The sequence below is a fragment of the Lacticaseibacillus zeae subsp. silagei genome, assembly GCF_030770335.1.
GTDB classification, from domain to species: domain Bacteria; phylum Bacillota; class Bacilli; order Lactobacillales; family Lactobacillaceae; genus Lacticaseibacillus; species Lacticaseibacillus zeae.
Genome location: NZ_CP132484.1, coordinates 2,188,474 through 2,205,430, shown reverse-complemented (window position 1 = coordinate 2,205,430; position 16,957 = coordinate 2,188,474). Strand labels below are relative to the sequence as shown.

Here is a 16,957-nt window from a genome sequence, read left to right as displayed (position 1 = left end):
CATGAACAAAGTTTATTTAAAACACAAAGAAGAAGTTTTAACGGCACTGACGACGAATCGGACACATGGATTAACGAGCGCAGAGGCTGAGGCGAGATTGGCCAAGTTCGGCCCGAACGCATTGAAAGCAGCACCGACGATTCCAGCGTGGCGTCAATTTCTACTGACACTCAAGGAACCACTTGTCATTATTTTATTTGTTGCGGTCGGCTTGGCGTTGCTGAGTGCGGCGTATGATTTTTTTGTCACCGGTAATCATGGTCACGGGATGGCGGCGATTTATGAAAGTATTGCGATCTTAATTCTTATCGGCGTTAATTCCGGCTTGGGCTACTGGCAGGCGCAATCGGCTAAAAAGTCGATGGACGCACTCCGTAATATGGCCGATCATCAGGCGCGGGTGTTACGCGATGGCGTTTGGGAAGATGTACCGGTTGCCGAGTTGGTACCAGGCGATATTGTTCGAGTGCAGACCGGCGACTTTTTGGAAGCCGATGTGCGGTGGCTGCGGGTGGCCAATTTGCAAACATCCGAGGCGCACTTAACCGGTGAAGCGGAACCTGTGAGCAAGCAATCCCATGCCTTGACTGAGGAAGTCGAACTAGGCGATCAGACCAACATGGGCTTTTCCGGTTCGATGATAACTGCCGGGAACGGATATGGCGTTGTGGTTGCTACCGGGATGGAAACCGAACTTGGCAAAATCGCCAAGTTAATGAATGACGTGCAAACACAAAAGACGCCGATTGAGCGGGTCGTTCACAGTTTGAGCAAAAAGCTGATGATCGTTGCGATCGGGATTGTTTTCGTGACGTTAGGTTTGGCCTTGTTTAAAGCCTATCAGCAAACCGGTAACCTTTCCTTTGAAATACTGGCAGCGTCACTGTCCACTGCGATTGCGCTTGCCGTGGCGGCGATACCCGATGCACTGCCGGCCGTTTTGTCGATTGTTTTAACCATTGGTGCGACCAAGTTGGCCAAGAATCAAGGCTTGATCAAATCATTGAATTCGGTTGAAACCTTAGGCGCCACGAATTATATTGCGTCCGACAAAACCGGCACGCTGACGAAAAACGAAATGACGGTGACGCGCTTTTTTGCTAATGGCGCGCATTATGAAGTCGAAGGCAATGGGTATGACACGACCGGGGACTTTTTACCGGTAGATGAACAGGACACCCCTGCATTTCAACGATTTTTGCAGGCAGCGGTTTTAAACAACGAAGCCAATGTGACGCAAGATGAAGATGGTCGCTTCCAGCCGTTTGGCAATCCGACCGACGTGGCGTTGGTCGTGGCTGGCGCAAAAGGCGACATTGACCGGGCGACTTTGCTGGAAAAAACCGATCAGCGCGATATCGACATTTTACGGGTGTTACCGTTTGATTCAACGCGGAAAATGATGAGCGTTGTGATTAAAGCAAACGGTCAGTTCAAAGTCTTAACCAAAGGCGCGCCGGATGTTATTTTGCAGAAAACGGACCAGGTGGTGGATCATGATCAGCTGGTGCCGATTGCAGATGCGCGGGCGGACATGGAAAAAGTGATTCTGGACTTTGCCAATGATGCGTTGCGAACCATTGCGATCACGGAACGCGCCATTGATGAATCGCTGGCGTTGCACGGTGAGACGGCCGAGCTGGAGCAACATCTGACATTGCTTGGGATCGCCGGCATCATCGATCCACCACGCCCGGAAGTGAAGCGCTCGATCCAGACGTTACACATGGCTGGGGTAAATGTCGTCATGATTACCGGCGACCACGCTGCCACTGCGCGCGCCATCGCGTACAAGTTGGGGATTGTTCAGCAAAAAGACGCCCAAGTTATTGAAGGCGCCATGTTAGACAAGCTGCCTGATGCAGAGTTAGATGATGTGGTCTTGGAAGCGCGGGTTTATGCGCGCGTGTCCCCGGAGCACAAGCAACGGATCGTTAAAGCTTTGCAACGGCGCGGCCAGGTGGTTGCCATGACTGGTGACGGGATTAATGATGCACCGGCGTTACGCGCCGCGGATATTGGCATCGCCATGGGCATCAATGGCACTGAGGTCACCAAAGACGCGGCTGATTTGATTTTGCTCGATGATAAATTCACTACCATCGAAAAGTCAGTGGCGGCTGGCAGGACGATCTTCGGAAACATTAAGAACTTCATGCGTCATGAATTGACGACCAACGTTGCGGAAGTGCTGGCGTTATTGTTAGGCGTCATCTTGATGACCGGTCCCATTGGTCACGTCAGCGTAACCACACCAACGCTGACCGCACTCATGGTTTTGTGGGTGAATATGATTTCGGACGCGTTGCCAAGCTTTGCCTTAGCGTATGATAAACCGCAAGCAGACCAGATGAAGCAAAAACCGCGCGATACTGATGTTTCGATTCTAAAAGGCATGGTGGGCCGCATCTTCGTTCGCGGGACCGTCATGGGCGGTACGGTGTATGTTGCGTTTATCTGGGCAGCCAGTGCCGGCTTACCAGCTGCTGCAGCCCAGACGATCGCGTTCCTGACACTGGTGTTTGGCCAACTGTGGCATGTCTTTGATGCCCGGAGCATGACAACATTATATCGACGCAATCCATTTAGCAATATCAAGTTGCTTGCTGCAGTGAGTTTCGCTGCCGTGAGTTCACTATTGGTCACAACCTTGCCGTTTTTCAACGTGGTAATGGGGACCCAAATGCTGACATGGCAACAATATTTGCTAGTCACTGTGCTGCCGGCGATTCCTACGCTTGTACTTTCGGGGATTAAAGAACTTTGGTTGGCAGTGTCTAAGAAAAAATGATGTCTTTTCAAATAAACCGGTGCTGATTGCGTTAAGCTGCTCATTCAATGGGCGGCTTTTTCGTTAGCGCTCGCGGCTTCTACACCGGCGAACAGCCTATGGTGCAGAATTCAACACGTGATTGATTTTCATATTTCTAAAAATAAAATTGACTTTTTCCAGAAAACAGCAGTATTATATAGACCGGTTGTTATAATCTGGAGGTTAGCAATGAACACACGTGAAAAGTTAGTCGCGACAGCTGCGGATCTTTTTCAGGAGGAAGGGGTCAGGGCAACAGGATTATCAAAAATTCTAGCCGTTAGCGGGACCCCGAAAGGATCACTTTATTATTATTTCCCAGAAGGCAAAGAGCAGCTAATTAAAGCCGCGATTCAGTATGCGGGTGCGCAAATTTTGGCGCGGGTTAAACAAGCACTTGAACGGGATGCGGCGCCGGAAATTGCCTTGACCGGACAGCTGGCGGAAATGGCGGAGGAGATGCAACAGCATGGTCGGCTCAGCAGCCATTCAATCAGCCTGATCGCACTAGAAACACGCGATGATCCGAAACTGCAGGCAGCCTGCAGTGCGGTTTATACGCAACTTGAAGATTTATACACCGACAAACTGGTTTCAGCGGGGATGTCAGTGGTCCCGGCGCGGCAACTGGGACAATTCGTTCAGGCAACGATCGAAGGCACCATTATGATCGCGACTACCAAAGCGAATCCTGACTTGTTACGGCAAACCGCGGCTCACCTGTCTTACCTGATTAAACAGGCACTGACGTCTTGAAAATGCCTGCCAATTGTTGATTGATTCGAAAGTAGAAAAGGAAGTTATTCATGCAATTATCACAAACAAAAGCAATGCCACAAGCACGCGTTCATATCGCGCATCCGGCCTTGGCCATGATTGGGCTGATGATCGGGGCATTTGTCGGCATGTTTTCAGAAACATCGCTTAATATCGCCTTACCTAGTCTGATGACGGCGCTGAACGTCTCACAAGGCACGATTCAATGGCTCGTCACCGGGTATATGCTGGTCATCGGGATCTGCATGCCGATTTCCAGTCTTTTGTCCAAATGGTTTAATACGAAAAGAATTATTTTATTTGCATTAGGCGCCTTTATTCTTGGCTCCGTTATTTCCGCGATGGGCGCCAGTTTTGCCGTTGTCTTAATCGGTCGCCTTATTCAGGGCATTGGAACCGGCTTGATTCTGCCGCTGATGTTTTCGGTGGCGATGCAGATTTTCCCGCCGTATAAACTGGGAACAGTGATGGGATTGGCAGCACTGGTGATCATGTTTGCGCCTGCGATCGGCCCGACCATTACCGGACTCATCCTGGCCAAGTTTACCTGGCATGATATTTTTTGGTTATTTGTCCCGTTCTTGGTATTGGCATTTATTTTCACCTTAACGTCAATGGAAAATGTCTATCACCAAACTAAAACACCGGTTGACTGGATCTCGATTGTTGCCTCTTCGATCGGTTTTGCCGGGATTGTCGTTGGCACAACCATGGCGAGTGATTCGGGTTGGTTATCCCTCACAGTAGCGGTTTCACTGCTGATCGGTATTGCCGGTTTGGCGTTTTATACCCGGCGACAGTTGACGTTGAAAAAACCGATGTTGAACTTGCGAGTCTTCGCCAATAAACAGTTTACGGTTGGTACCTTACTGGTCATGCTGGATTTTGGCGTGATTCTGGCTTCGATGTATTTGTTGCCGATGTACCTGCAACGCGTTATTGGCCTACCAGTCGCGATGACCGGTCTCGTGATGTTGCCAGGCGGGATTGTCAACGCCGCGGTTTCAGCGATTGCCGGCCGGATGTATGACAGTCATGGCGCGAAGTGGTTAGCCCGTGGCGGATTTGTGATTGCCATTCTCGGGATCCTGATATTGCTCAGCAGTGGGGCGCAAAGTCCGCTTTGGTGGATCATTTTGGGACATGTGACCTTAATGATTGGGGCGCCGCTTGCGATGTCCCCAGCGCAGACGTATGGGTTGAACAGTTTGAGCGGCGCCGAAAGTGCAGATGGCAGCGCCTTGCTGAACACCTTGCAGCAAATTGTCGGTGCAGTTTCAACGGCGGTTGCCACAAGCATGCTCGCCTTGGGTTCCGCTCAAGCAGCCGGACAATCAGGACTGACAATCGGCTCGCACTATGGGTTCGTGTTCGTCTTAATCCTTGCGGTGGTTGGTCTGATCGTTGCCTTCCAAGTTAAAAAGCCCCAAGTGAGTCGCGATCTTTAGTTTCATAAAAGCATTTAAGAGTTCCGGTAAGTGATTGCGAAAACAGTCGCCCTTACCGGAACTTTTTTACTATCAAGTCAACATGTTGTGAAGAGTGCTATGTCTAAAGGCTTCAAAAAATGTGTCCACCGCTAAGCATTGTCCGTGACTAATTTGTATACCATCTGTTATGCTTACTTCGTTGTTAGTAGACAGTGTCATAAGGAGGTCGATGTTTTGAAGAATCCATATGATTTTGATGTCTTGTACTTAGGTAGTGGGCATGGCGCGTTTGACGGGGCCGGCCCATTGGCAGCTTCGGGGAAAAAAGTTGCGGTGGTTGAAGGCGACATGATCGGCGGCACTTGCCCGAATTATGGCTGTAACGCGAAAATTACGCTTGATACGCCGGTGGCTTTGCAGCGGTTGGCAGAACGGATGCAGGGTGTTGTGTCTGGCAATATCAAGATCAACTGGTCGGCATTAGTAGCCCACAAACAAGCTGTGATTAAGCCATTACCGAATGCTATCGGTACGGGATTAACCCAAAACGGCGTGACGATCATCCATGGCTATGGAAAATTTCAGGACGCGCACACGATTGTTGTGGGTGAAAAGACTTATACCGCTGACAAAATTGTCATTGCGACTGGCCAGCGCCCGCATCGCATCGATGTTCCGGGGACCGATTTAGCCCATGACAGTCGGGCCTTCATGGACCTGGACGTCTTGCCGAAGCGAATCGGTATTTTGGGATCTGGCTATATCAGTATGGAATTTGCGACGATTGCCAATGCGGCAGGCGCCGATGTCCATGTGTTGATGCATCATGATCGTGCTTTGCGGGAATTCCACCAGCCGTTTGTCGAAGATGTGATGGCCGACATGACGAAACGGGGCATTCAATTCACGCCGAACGCGGCGGTGACGGCGCTTGAGAAGACCGCTGATGGCATTGTGATTCATTATGGCGACAAGGAACAGTTAGTTGTCGATTGGGTGCTGGATGCAACTGGCCGAATCCCGAATGTTGAGCAACTGGGATTAGAAAACGTCGGCGTCAAGTTTAACCAGCACGGGATTCTTGTGGACGACTATCTGAGAACCAATGTGGCCAATATTTATGCATCGGGCGATGTTTTAGACAAACCGCAACCGAAATTAACACCAACGGCCACGTTTGAGTCCTATTACCTTTACAAGTTGTTGAGTGGCCAAACGAGTGCGCCGATTGATTATCCGGCGATTCCGTCGACGGTTTACACCTCGCCAAGAATTGCCAAAGTCGGTGTGGCACCGGAAGCGGTCAAGGGTGATACTTACAAAGTCGTGCACAACCACATTCCTGATGACTGGTATCATCAAACCGATCAGGAAACGGTAGGTGATAGTCTTTTGGTGTTCGATCAGGAACATCATCTTGTCGGCGCCACGGAGTACAGTGCTCAGGCCGAAGACGCAATCAACACGTTATTGCCGGCAATTGTCTACCATCTGAGTCGTGATCAGATGTGGCGAATGGCGCATATTTTCCCGGCTGAGGGTGCAGCAGCATGGCATAAGATTCGGTGATTTCGAGAGAAGCATTAAGTAAAATCCACAACTGTAATATAAAAACGAGCTTACTATAATAATCGCGCGCAGCAGAAGTTACGATAACGCGATAATAGTAAGTTCGTTTTTGATTTTGCGTTGCTGAATTTTAAAACTACCAGAATCTTAGTGCCAAGGCGGAGCAATCGTAGGCCAGATGGGGCTCAGTGGTGCCCACCACTCTAGCTTCGCGGTCGCCAGCCCAGCTGGCCGGAGATTGCGGAGTTTGGCACGGTATGGAACTTTTAGCCTAGATTTTTCCTCTATATCGTTCGTAAAATTTCAGTGTACAGCATCAAAATTCAAACACAGAACAACAACACTAGAGATTCGGATCCATTTTGAAAGTCAGCTTCGATAAGCCGGTTCCCGTCGTGATTAGCTTAAACAACAACTCGCGGGTGGCGTTGTTGTAATGTTGCGCAATCAGATGGTTTTGCTCGGTGAGATATTGGGTTAGATCCGAGCCGCTCATTTTGGCGGTGGCGGCGTCGACCGCGGCGATTTTGCGGCGGGCCCATTCGTTGAGCTCTTTTTGGTAGGCTAAGTCGTCTTCGATAAAATCGGCGTAATGGGACTCGACGACCATCGCTAGCGCTTCGTAAAGCCAGTATGCGGCGTTGAGATCCATTTTGGCCGGTAGCTCGCGGTAACTTTCATCGGTGTCATTGGCGTCGGTGAAGAAAGGAACATGTGGGCAGAAGGCGGGGATGCCAAAGCCGACCCACTGGACACCGGCAGCGTGGTGCTGATCGGCCGGACGCATTTGCAGAATGTGAGAGTTGGCGGTGCGGGATAGCGAAATGGCGCGATATGTTTTGCGGTCATGTTCGCTGCCGCTTCCTAATGGGTCGAACTGGGTTTCATTGAAGTGTGACTTGAGCACATACTGAATATCTTCAATCGAAATCTTGCGGTTGGCTTTGCGGATAAAAGGCAGCTCAGGCGATTCCGGATCTTGGATAATTTCGGGATTGAGGTAACGTTGGGCGAACCAGACCCGCGGCGTGTTGTAGTGATGATCCTTCTCGGTGTCGGTGCCGAAGATGTGGCGGAAGTTCCATTGATCAGCATCAGGATTCAAGTTATGACGATCAACAAAATCCTGGATGCCGTCTGCCCACATGTAGTTGTCAGGATCGTTGAAATCGATCGTTTGAATGGCAACCTGATTGGCGGCAACTGCATAACAATCGTCGGGGATGCGGACGGCGACCCATTGATGGCCGGTCACGATTTCCATGTACCAGACTTCGTTTTGATCATTAAACTGCACGCCGTTACCTTCAGCCGATCCATATTGTTTCACGAGATCACCGAGATACCGGACGCCTTCGCGCGCACTGTTGATAAAAGGCAGGACTAGGGTCGTCATGGAATCCTCGGCTAAGCCATTTTTGACAAACGGATCATAGGCGAGAACGCGTTCATTGGCATAAACACTTTCAGTGGCACTTTCGCCGACGTTTTTCTCGTTAAAGCCGTCTTCTTCGTTAGGGCCGGCACTTTGATCGGCATCAGGCGTTGCGGTGTAGCGGTAGCCGGTTTCCGGCCAAGGGACCGTTAATTGATTGTAGGGTGAGACATAAGTTTCTTTGCGTCCAGTGACGGCTGGCTGGACAATGAAGCGCTTGGGATAGATGGCAACAAGCCGATCTTCGTTGCGGGAGATATAAGTGGCACCGTCAAGTGAAGCTTTTTTGCCGACCATCATTGAGGTACAAGCAGACATTTCGATTCGATCAATCATTTTATTTTCCTCCATTTTTATGAGTGAGCGTGAACCGGCGCGCTTAGGGGTCGGAGTGTAAGCGGCCTTGGGCGTAATGGCCCGGGCTTAGGCCATTGCGACCAAGGTCCTTACATGCAGGTTCCTGCGCCAGGGAACGCGTTAATGTGAGCGTGAGCTGGCGCGGTCAGGAGCCGGAGTGTAAGTGGCCATCGCGACCAAGGTCCTTATACGCAGGCTTTTGCGCCGGCGAATGTGCTATAGAAAGTTTGGGTTGTGATCCAGCCGTTGAATTAAATGGTCCTTTTCAGCAATTTGATTGAGATAAAGGGCTAACCGCGCGTCACGCTGATCGTCGGCTTCTGGGAATTTCTGGGCGAGTTCTTTGCCAATCATGGCGGCAGTTCGGCGGCCATTGATTTTGCTAAAAACGAAGCTGCCATAAGCATCGAGGTGCAGGTAGCTGACTTCGGGAATTTTCATGTGCAGTACTTTCCGGCAAAACCGCTGAATGGGGTGGTTCTGCGGTCGGATAATGGTGACTTGGCCATTCTTTTTGGTGTACTGCACCCGCGGATTTTTTCGGTAAATGACCGTGGTGATCATGTCAGTCTTTGTCATTGTCTAAACGCCTCCTACTCAGCTTGCTTCTTGGCTGCAGGGTGTTTGATGGCCATTAATGGCACGATAATCGCTGCTGCCATGATGATCAGCAACACGACGGCCATGGCGTTGCTGCCGGCAAAACCAGCAGGAACCCGGTTTTGCAAGACACCGGTGACGTGTAAAATGATGCCGATTAAACCGATGATGGAACCGCCGGCAATCAGGCCGCTAGAAAGAGAGACCCCAGCGGATAGGCGCGTTTCGCGAAGCTCCTTGTTTTGCGTGGTTTTTTGGATGAAAAGCTTTAACAACGCACCAACCAGAATAATCGAAGTCGTGGAAATCGGTAGATAGAATCCTAGGGCAACGGTCATGATCGGCAGATTCAGCATCCAGCAAACAAGCGCCATGATGATGCCGACAATGATCATGATCCATGGCAGGTTACCCGATAAAATGCCCGTGGTCAGCGTGGCAATGAGGTTCGCTTGCGGCAGACCGAATGGTGGATCGGCACTTTTAACGGCCAGTTGCGGGGAGAGGATTACCGTAGTGCCGACAACAACGACGACACCGATGAGTGCGGCGAGAAGAAAATACTTCATCATTTCGGAGCGTCGACCGCCGACAAGGTAATTGACTTTTTGGGTTTGCATATAGGCACCGCCGACAGAAATTGCGGTGACAATGAAAACGCCGAACAACAGGAGAATTTCGTTGTGGGTATTGGACGTCCAGCCCATGAGTGCGAACACCAGCGTCATGACAACCAGACTAGCGATAGTCATGCCGGAAACCGGGGCGTTCGAGCAGCCGATCGTACCGGCGAGTCGGGCTGAAACAATAACAAACAACAGGGCCAAGACGAGAGACATGATGCCGGCCAAGATGGTGATCACCATGTTGCCGGTCAGAAAAGCACTGACGATGAAGATTGCGATTGTGGCAACCAAAAGCGCCATGATGCCCAGTGAATTCTTTTCTTCGCCACTGTTATTGCGGGCGTTGAGCGTTTTCTTGATCGACGTTCCGATAACCGGGATTAACTTGATAGCACCGATAATCCCGCCGCAGAGCATCATCCCGGCGCCGATATATTTGGTATAGGAACCGGCCACGGTATCGATGTTCATCTGCGACATCAACATGTTGGCGTCGTTCCAGACATGGGCGTGGCCGCCAGCCATCTGCGTGAAGTAAGCAATTAATGGCGTGATCCCAAAGTTAGCCAGTATCGAACCAGCAAACATGGTTAAGGACACATCCAAACCAACAACAAAGCCAATGCCGGCCAACATCGGATTGACTTCGGTCGAAATTTTCCAGCGGTATGATGCACTACCCACAAACGTCATCACACTGTTGACCCACCCAAAAACCTGCGTGGTGAGCAACGTGATCACGCCGCCAATGCCAAAACCGATGCCCATATGTTTCAGCGCGTCGCCACCGGCTTCACTGGCATCCAGCGCTTCGGAAATGGCAGTCGATTCCGGATACATGAGTTTACCGTCTTCTTCAACTAACAAATAATTCTCAACAAGGCTGGCCATGCCGACTGCGAATAAAACGGCCAGCGCACCGACGGCAATGCCGGCAAAAAAGTTGACCCGGCCGCCAATGATGATAATGGCTGGCAAGACATAAATCATCCCGCTGGCTATCGATTCACCGCCTGAACTCATCCCTTGGAGCAGATTCTTGCCAAACAGTCCTTTTTTCTTGGCGAAAACGCCGACCAATCCTGATCCGATAATTGATCCGGGAATTCCGGCGGCAACGGTCAAGCCAGCCTTCATGCCTGAATAAGCCGTAGAAGCAGCAAAGATGGTCGCCAAAACGGCACCGATGATGAAAATAGCCGTGCTTCCGCCGCTATTTTCCTGTGTGCGTTCCGTGGCATACGGCACATATTTCGTCTTGGCCGCGGTTCGCTTCGAGATCGTCTTTTCCATTGTGTTACCCCCAATTAACGCGTGTTCTGGCGCCACAACATTTGCCCATTAGCCGTGATGAAAAGTTCTCCTTTCTGTCGGAGGCTAATTTTTGACAGACGGTTGCTGGCGCCTTGACAAAAACATTAGCCGACAAAATGGCCGGTTGGATCATGGTCGAAGAAATGTTCGATATTTTGGGCGACCCGTTCCAAATCAACATTGCCGCCTGATACCAAAGCGACGACTTTTTTGTCGGTGAGCCATTTGGCAGCGATTTTGTGGGCTTCGAGCGCAGCGGTTGGCAACGCGCCCGCTCCCTCGGCAACCGTTTTAGCGCGTTGCAAGAGATCCTTCATGGCTTCAGCAATTTCTTCTTCCGAAACCAATACCATCTCATCGACGAGATCGCTTGCGAGGCCGAAAGTGATATCACCGGGCATTGCCACGGCTGTTCCATCGGCCAATGTCGAGCCAGCGCACTGCCGCGTCAGGTGACCGGCTTGCAAGGAAGCAGTCATGCCGTGAACGTTTTCGGATTGCACCCCGATGATGTGAATCTGCGGATGGGCATGCTTGAGCGCCACGGCGATGCCAGAGATTAGTCCGCCGCCACCGACTGGCACAATGACGGTATCGATGGTAGGTAGTTGCGTCAAAAGCTCCAGACCAATTGAGCCTTGGCCAGCAATGACGAGCGGATCGTTATAGGGATCGACAATCGTGAGGCCGTCAGCGGTCGCCTTTTTTTCCATAAAAGCGCGCGCTTCATCAAACGTTTGGCCAGCCAGGATCACGCGGGCACCATAGCCGCTGGTTGCCTGCTGTTTGGCGAGCGGTGCGGTTTCCGGCATCACGACGGTGGCGTTGATCCCCAATAAATGTGCGGTTAATGCAACACCTTGGGCATGATTACCAGCGCTGGCGGTGATGACGCCTCGCTGTTTTTCGCTATCGGTGAGGTGGTGGATCTTGTTGTAGGCGCCGCGAAACTTGAATGAGCCGGTCAACTGCATATTCTCAAGTTTGAGATAAACATCGCCGTGCGTGACAGTGCGGCTGAGGAACATAGATTGAATCAGCGGCGTCACGCGGCCGACCTTGTGAATGAGCTGACTTGCCTCCTGAATATCTTTTATCGTGACGGGTGGGGTCATCGTTAGCATCAAAACCACCTCCTAATTTCTGACCAGTACTTCTGTCAACGGTGTGAAAGGCTGCGACAACGAGTTGGCAAGACTCTGATTCGTGATCTTGCCATGGTAAAGATTGACGCCGGATGCCAAGGCAGGATCCGTCGCAATTGCCTGGTCAATACCCTGAGTCGCAATCGCCAGTAGGTAAGGGATGTTCCCACTTGCCAGCGCCAGCGTTGCAGTTCGTGGCACCGCACCGGGCTGATTCGGAACAGCGTAGTGGATGACGCCGTATTTGGTAAACACCGGTGCTTCAATCGTTGTCGGCGCAGCAATAGTTTCAACTGTGCCACCCTGATCAATGGCAACATCAACCAAGACGCTACCTGGTTTCATGGACTGAACCATCGCCGTTGTCACAAGCTTGGGTGGTTTAGCCCCCGGAATCAAAATCGTCGAAATGAACACATCGGCCGTTTTGATCGCAGCGGCAAGGGTTTCTGGGGTGGAGGCCAATACAGTCAGGTCTTGACCCGCAAACTTTTGCTCAAGCCATGTGCGCCGCTCTGGCTTCAATTCGATAATGGTGACGTGGCAACCCATGGCCAACGCTAAGGTAGCCGCATTGAACGCTGCCGTGCCGCCGCCAAAAATCACGACAGTACCAGCTGCTACTTCTGGGGTGCCCGGTAGCAAAATACCTTTGCCGCCATGTTGTGCTTCAAGATAATAGGCCCCCATGATCACTGAACGCCGCCCGGCAATCGCACTCATCGGCTTTAGCAAAACCAGTTCACCATCTTTGACAATCGTCTCGCCGCCAATCGCCGTGACGCCAGCAGCTTGCATGGCGTGGACGGTTTCCGGCGCAGATGCTAAGTGCTGAAAACCCCAAATCACCTGACCGGACTTGAAATACTGATACTCTTCAGCATCCGGTTCTTTTACCTTAACCACCAAGTCGGCATCCCAGCTGGCCGCATGGCTGACTAACTTACCGCCAGCGACTTCATAATCCGCATCCGCAAATCCGGCCCCGATCCCCGCAGCATGTTCAACCCAAACCTCTGCACCGGCCGCAGTCAATTTCTTCACATTGGCAGGCGTCACGGCAACACGGCCTTCGCCAGCCTTTTGTTCCTTAACAACCCCAACACGCATGATGATCCTTCCTTTCTCTTACACCCATATGTTAAATACTTCACAGTTGCCAAAACAACAGCTATGTGACAACTCTCACAAAACAAATGTTAGCGCTTACGAATTTCCGCGGAGAATCTCATGGATCACTTAATTGGGATTTTGATAAGTGCTCATAAAAGAACAGGAAATAAGGGTAATGTTTGCTAAATGTAGTGTTGATATTAAGCAGGAAAGTAAGAGACCTTGATGACTAATAACTTTAATTGATATTGAAGTAATTTAAAGTGAGGCAAGGGTGGCAAAATGAGACAGCAATATGATGACATTTAAAACGGAAAGAAGACGGAGATATGAAATTCAAGCATATTGTGAATATTCGAATAAATGAAAACAGCTATCACGTGCCGATTTTATTTTCAATCTTGAAAAGACACTTGTTTACAAATGTTGAACCATTCTCATAATGTTCTTTTGACTCGTTTTTAGGTTTTATAAGTGCACATCTACAAAGCCCCGTTTAGAATGCCGCGTGGATGCAAGCATCAAAAAAGTACCGGTGTCTCCAGTGAAATCGGAGATCTCGGTACTTTTGGAAAAGGCGGCAGTTTGTCAATAATATTGAGACATTAAAACTCTCTTTTGTCGTACAGCACAGTGCTTATCCACCAAGAGAGTGCAAACAGAAGTACTAGAACAACGGCCATTAACCCAAGCCATGGGCGCATCGAAGTTAAGGTGAGGTTCAGGCTTCTTTCCAGGAAAATGACGATGACCAAAATTAATGTGACAGGCAAATAGGCGGCGAGTGGTGCTCGTTGGTAACCTAAGAAGATCATGATCGGGAATGATAACATTATTTGAAACAAGACGAGACCGGTCCCGAAAAGTAGTATCCCCCAAAAGGATTGAGCGTCGCGAACAGGATTGAATCGAGCTATGGTGCCAACGCCGATGATTAACATGGCTATTCCATCAATCAGAATGGTAACGATTAAGCCAAAGAGATAATGACTTGCGACTATCGTATGGCGCTGAATCGGCAGCATTGCATATAACTTTTCCAAGCCACTGCGGTCAGTGCTGATAAATGGCAAGATCAAAATACCAATGCTGGCGCCAATAATGCCTCCAGCTAGTGGCGTGGACAAGTCAACGTTTAAAAAAACCAGTCCCAATGTGATGACTAGGGCGAGCATCGACCCCCACCGATATCGACTGTTACCTGCAAACAACGAGCTCAAATCCAAGCTGACAAGTTTAACAAGGTCATGCATGCGGCCGACCTCCTTTACCAAAAGCAATCATCAAAGACTCCAAGTCAACTGGTTCCTGAACGATGCTGGCTGGCAGAGTAGCTATCTGATCGGTAGGCCAGATACCGGCAAAACCGACCACGCTGCGTTGAAGGCCGATAATATTAGCTTGAATGGCCGGCGTTAAGTCATTAGGCCCGCCTTTAATCATGACATACCGGTCGAGTAGTTCGTCTAGTGAACCGGTAAAGGTGACTTTACCCGCTAATAAATAAGTGACATAGTCCGCCACCTTCGCCAGCTCAAGGACATCATGAGTCGAGATCAGAACACTTCGTTGCCCATCACTAATGAAATCCTGCAAAATGCCGATTAATTCATCGCGAGCAATCGGATCCAGGCCCGAAGTCGGCTCATCTAGAATCAGTAAGCGAGGATGATGAGCGAAGGCTGCTGCTAATTGGAGTTTGATTTTGGCACCCGTGGATAAATCACGATATTTGGGTTTGGTAGGAATCGCAAAATCTTGGAGGAGTTTCTTAAACTTGTCTGGGTCCCAACTGGGGAAAAAAGGACCGACGTAACGACTCACGGTTTCTGCGCGCCATGAATCAGGATAAACCGGACCGTCTAAAACGATCCCGATTTGATCCCGAACGGATTCCCGGCCTTGCAGTGTTGTCTGACCAAGTAATTCAATCTGGCCGGTATCCGGACGAATCATATCCAGAATGGCTTTGATGGTCGTTGTTTTCCCCGCACCATTGGGACCGATGAACCCCATGATATAACCGGCAGGAAGCTGAAAGCTAACATCGGCCAGCTGAAATTCTGCATATTGTTTGTTCAGATTTGTGACGGTAAGTAAATCAGCGCCCATGATCGTTCTCCTCCGCTTGTAATAAGGTATCCAGCATGGTGTGTAGCTCGCTGGGGGCAATATGCGCCATGTTGGCAGTACCAATTGCCTGATTGAGTGAAGCTTCAATATCTCGTAGGGCATTTTCCCGAACCAGCGCACTGTCTTGGCCTAATACATAAGCACCTTTTCCTTGGACATTGGTGATAAAGCCGGCTGCCTCAAGTTCGTGATAAGCCCGCGTGGTGGTGATGACGCTGATACGTAAATCCCGTGCAAGGCTGCGAATGGATGGCAGCTGCTCATTGACTTTTAACTGACCAGAAAGGATCGCGGCTTTAACCTGATCTTCGATTTGCTCATAGATCGGTTTGCCCGATTGATTTGAGATGACGATCCGCATGGCTGACCTCGTTTCATGACTTGATCGGATTATTTTTGCGGGCGGTTCGTTGCAATTGCAGCGAGCGCTTGAACGCTTTTAAAATGCCGCCATCTGAATAGCTTAACACATTCGTCTGATAAAGCTTGACCGTCAGCCAGGTGAAGATGATTAAAAAGATCAGATTAATACCGAATGCCGACCATGCAGCGAGCGCACTAACCTGGCCCGCGCCAAGGCGTACCGGCATCATCATGGTCGAAAGAAACGGGACGTAGCTGGCGATATTAAGGATAGGCGAGGTGCCGGAACTTACAATTAAGGCACCGAAGTAACCAACCATACCAAGCATCACAATTGGCGTTGTTGCCTGGCCAATCTGTTCCTGATTTGCGACCAGTGAACCGGTGAGTGCAGCTAAGACGGTATACGTCAGCGTGCCCACAAAGAAGAAGGCAAGACTGAAAATCAGCATGTTCGGGGTAATACTACTTAGGTTCATTTGACCGATCAGTGAAGACAGCGGGTTTGAAGGCAACTGGCGCATGATGGCCATGCTGGCGAGTCCCACCACTGCATAAATTGCGATTTGCGTTGCCATTAACGCCAAGATTCCCAGCAACTTACCAAAGAATTGTGCTTGCGGCGTAATGGCCGTTAAAATCGACTCTTCAATTCGCGAGCCTTTTTCAGTGCCGATTTCCTGGGCCATCATGGAGGCGTAGCTGATCACGAACGTATAAATTAAGAGACCGACAATAAATCCGGCTGCCGAGCCTGATGCCTGGCTCTTGGCGGAGCGGGTCACCAATTTGCCGTTGTCAACCGTGACATTGTTAGTGGTGAACTTCGGTGTGGCAAAAAGCTGCTGCAGCTGGGCAGGCGTTAGGTTCAGCTGGGTCGCGACTTCCTTGGTATGTGCCTGGGCAAGGATCGACTGCAACTGGTTACGATCGATACTTTCACCGTCTGTCCGTTTCATTAGGCTGGCTTCCAAAATCGGATGGTTGGTGATGGTTAACACCCCGTCAAGTTTTTCAGTGGCTAAGGCACTTTTGGCCGCGCTGGGGGTCTTGTAACTGATGTATTTTTGATCGTCATTGCTGTTGGCTTTAAAAGTCTGTGTCAGCGCAGGACTGGACGTTACCACGCCGATACGGGTCGTTTGGTTGGTTTGGTTCATAAGCCAGAAAACGCCGCCAAAAACTGCTGCCAGCACTAGCGGACCAAGAACGATCCAGAGCCAGGTTTTACTTTTGAGATTTTTGAAGAAAACTTGACGGAAAATGACATCCATTTTTTTCAT

13 protein-coding genes are annotated in these 16,957 nt (G+C 50.2%); 4 read left to right on the top strand and 9 right to left on the bottom strand.

What is annotated here, in order from left to right; all coding sequences use genetic code 11:
• Position 1 precedes the first annotated feature (1 nt).
• From LACZS1_RS10290 to LACZS1_RS10275, 4 genes are all read left to right on the top strand, one after another.
• The gene (locus tag LACZS1_RS10290) at positions 2-2,791 is read left to right on the top strand and encodes a cation-translocating P-type ATPase (RefSeq protein ID WP_306402850.1); all 2,790 of its coding nucleotides are present in this window, start codon (positions 2-4) and stop codon (positions 2,789-2,791) included.
• 210 nt (positions 2,792-3,001) lie between these two features.
• Entirely contained in the window at positions 3,002-3,568 is a 567-nt protein-coding gene (locus tag LACZS1_RS10285; RefSeq protein ID WP_306402849.1) for a TetR/AcrR family transcriptional regulator, read from the top strand.
• Positions 3,569-3,618: 50 nt separating this feature from the next.
• A complete protein-coding gene (locus LACZS1_RS10280; protein ID WP_070652271.1) occupies positions 3,619-5,037 on the top strand; it encodes a DHA2 family efflux MFS transporter permease subunit in 1,419 nt (472 codons plus the stop codon).
• Between the two features lie 216 nt (positions 5,038-5,253).
• Positions 5,254-6,588, top strand: a complete 1,335-nt coding sequence (locus tag LACZS1_RS10275; protein ID WP_070652270.1) for a dihydrolipoyl dehydrogenase family protein — start codon at positions 5,254-5,256, stop codon at positions 6,586-6,588.
• 343 nt (positions 6,589-6,931) lie between these two features.
• Here LACZS1_RS10275 and LACZS1_RS10270 read toward each other — a convergent pair whose 3' ends face one another.
• From LACZS1_RS10270 to LACZS1_RS10230, 9 genes are all read right to left on the bottom strand, one after another.
• Positions 6,932-8,359 (bottom strand): C69 family dipeptidase, encoded by a 1,428-nt coding sequence (locus LACZS1_RS10270; protein ID WP_070652269.1) that lies wholly within the window; start codon positions 8,357-8,359, stop codon positions 6,932-6,934.
• A 237-nt stretch (positions 8,360-8,596) separates the two neighbouring features.
• Positions 8,597-8,959: a PqqD family protein gene (locus LACZS1_RS10265; protein WP_070652268.1), complete on the bottom strand. Its 363-nt coding sequence runs from the start codon at positions 8,957-8,959 to the stop codon at positions 8,597-8,599.
• 14 nt (positions 8,960-8,973) lie between these two features.
• Positions 8,974-10,899 carry an OPT/YSL family transporter gene (locus LACZS1_RS10260; RefSeq protein ID WP_070652267.1) on the bottom strand — a complete coding sequence of 642 codons (1,926 nt, stop codon included), beginning with the start codon at positions 10,897-10,899 and terminating at the stop codon, positions 8,974-8,976.
• A gap of 125 nt (positions 10,900-11,024) precedes the next feature.
• Positions 11,025-12,044, bottom strand: coding sequence for a bifunctional threonine ammonia-lyase/L-serine ammonia-lyase TdcB (gene tdcB / locus LACZS1_RS10255; protein ID WP_070652266.1), 1,020 nt, complete (start codon positions 12,042-12,044; stop codon positions 11,025-11,027).
• 12 nt (positions 12,045-12,056) lie between these two features.
• Positions 12,057-13,175 (bottom strand): alanine dehydrogenase, encoded by a 1,119-nt coding sequence (gene ald, locus LACZS1_RS10250; protein ID WP_070652265.1) that lies wholly within the window; start codon positions 13,173-13,175, stop codon positions 12,057-12,059.
• Positions 13,176-13,783: 608 nt separating this feature from the next.
• Positions 13,784-14,431, bottom strand: coding sequence for an ABC-2 transporter permease (locus tag LACZS1_RS10245; protein ID WP_070652264.1), 648 nt, complete (start codon positions 14,429-14,431; stop codon positions 13,784-13,786).
• Entirely contained in the window at positions 14,424-15,290 is an 867-nt protein-coding gene (locus LACZS1_RS10240; protein WP_070652263.1) for an ABC transporter ATP-binding protein, read from the bottom strand. The genes LACZS1_RS10245 and LACZS1_RS10240 overlap by 8 nt, the downstream gene beginning before the upstream one ends.
• Positions 15,280-15,672, bottom strand: coding sequence for a GntR family transcriptional regulator (locus LACZS1_RS10235; protein ID WP_070652262.1), 393 nt, complete (start codon positions 15,670-15,672; stop codon positions 15,280-15,282). Before LACZS1_RS10235 ends, LACZS1_RS10240 begins: the two co-directional genes overlap by 11 nt.
• Before the next feature lie 13 nt (positions 15,673-15,685).
• Positions 15,686-16,957: an ABC transporter permease gene (locus LACZS1_RS10230; protein ID WP_070652261.1), complete on the bottom strand. Its 1,272-nt coding sequence runs from the start codon at positions 16,955-16,957 to the stop codon at positions 15,686-15,688.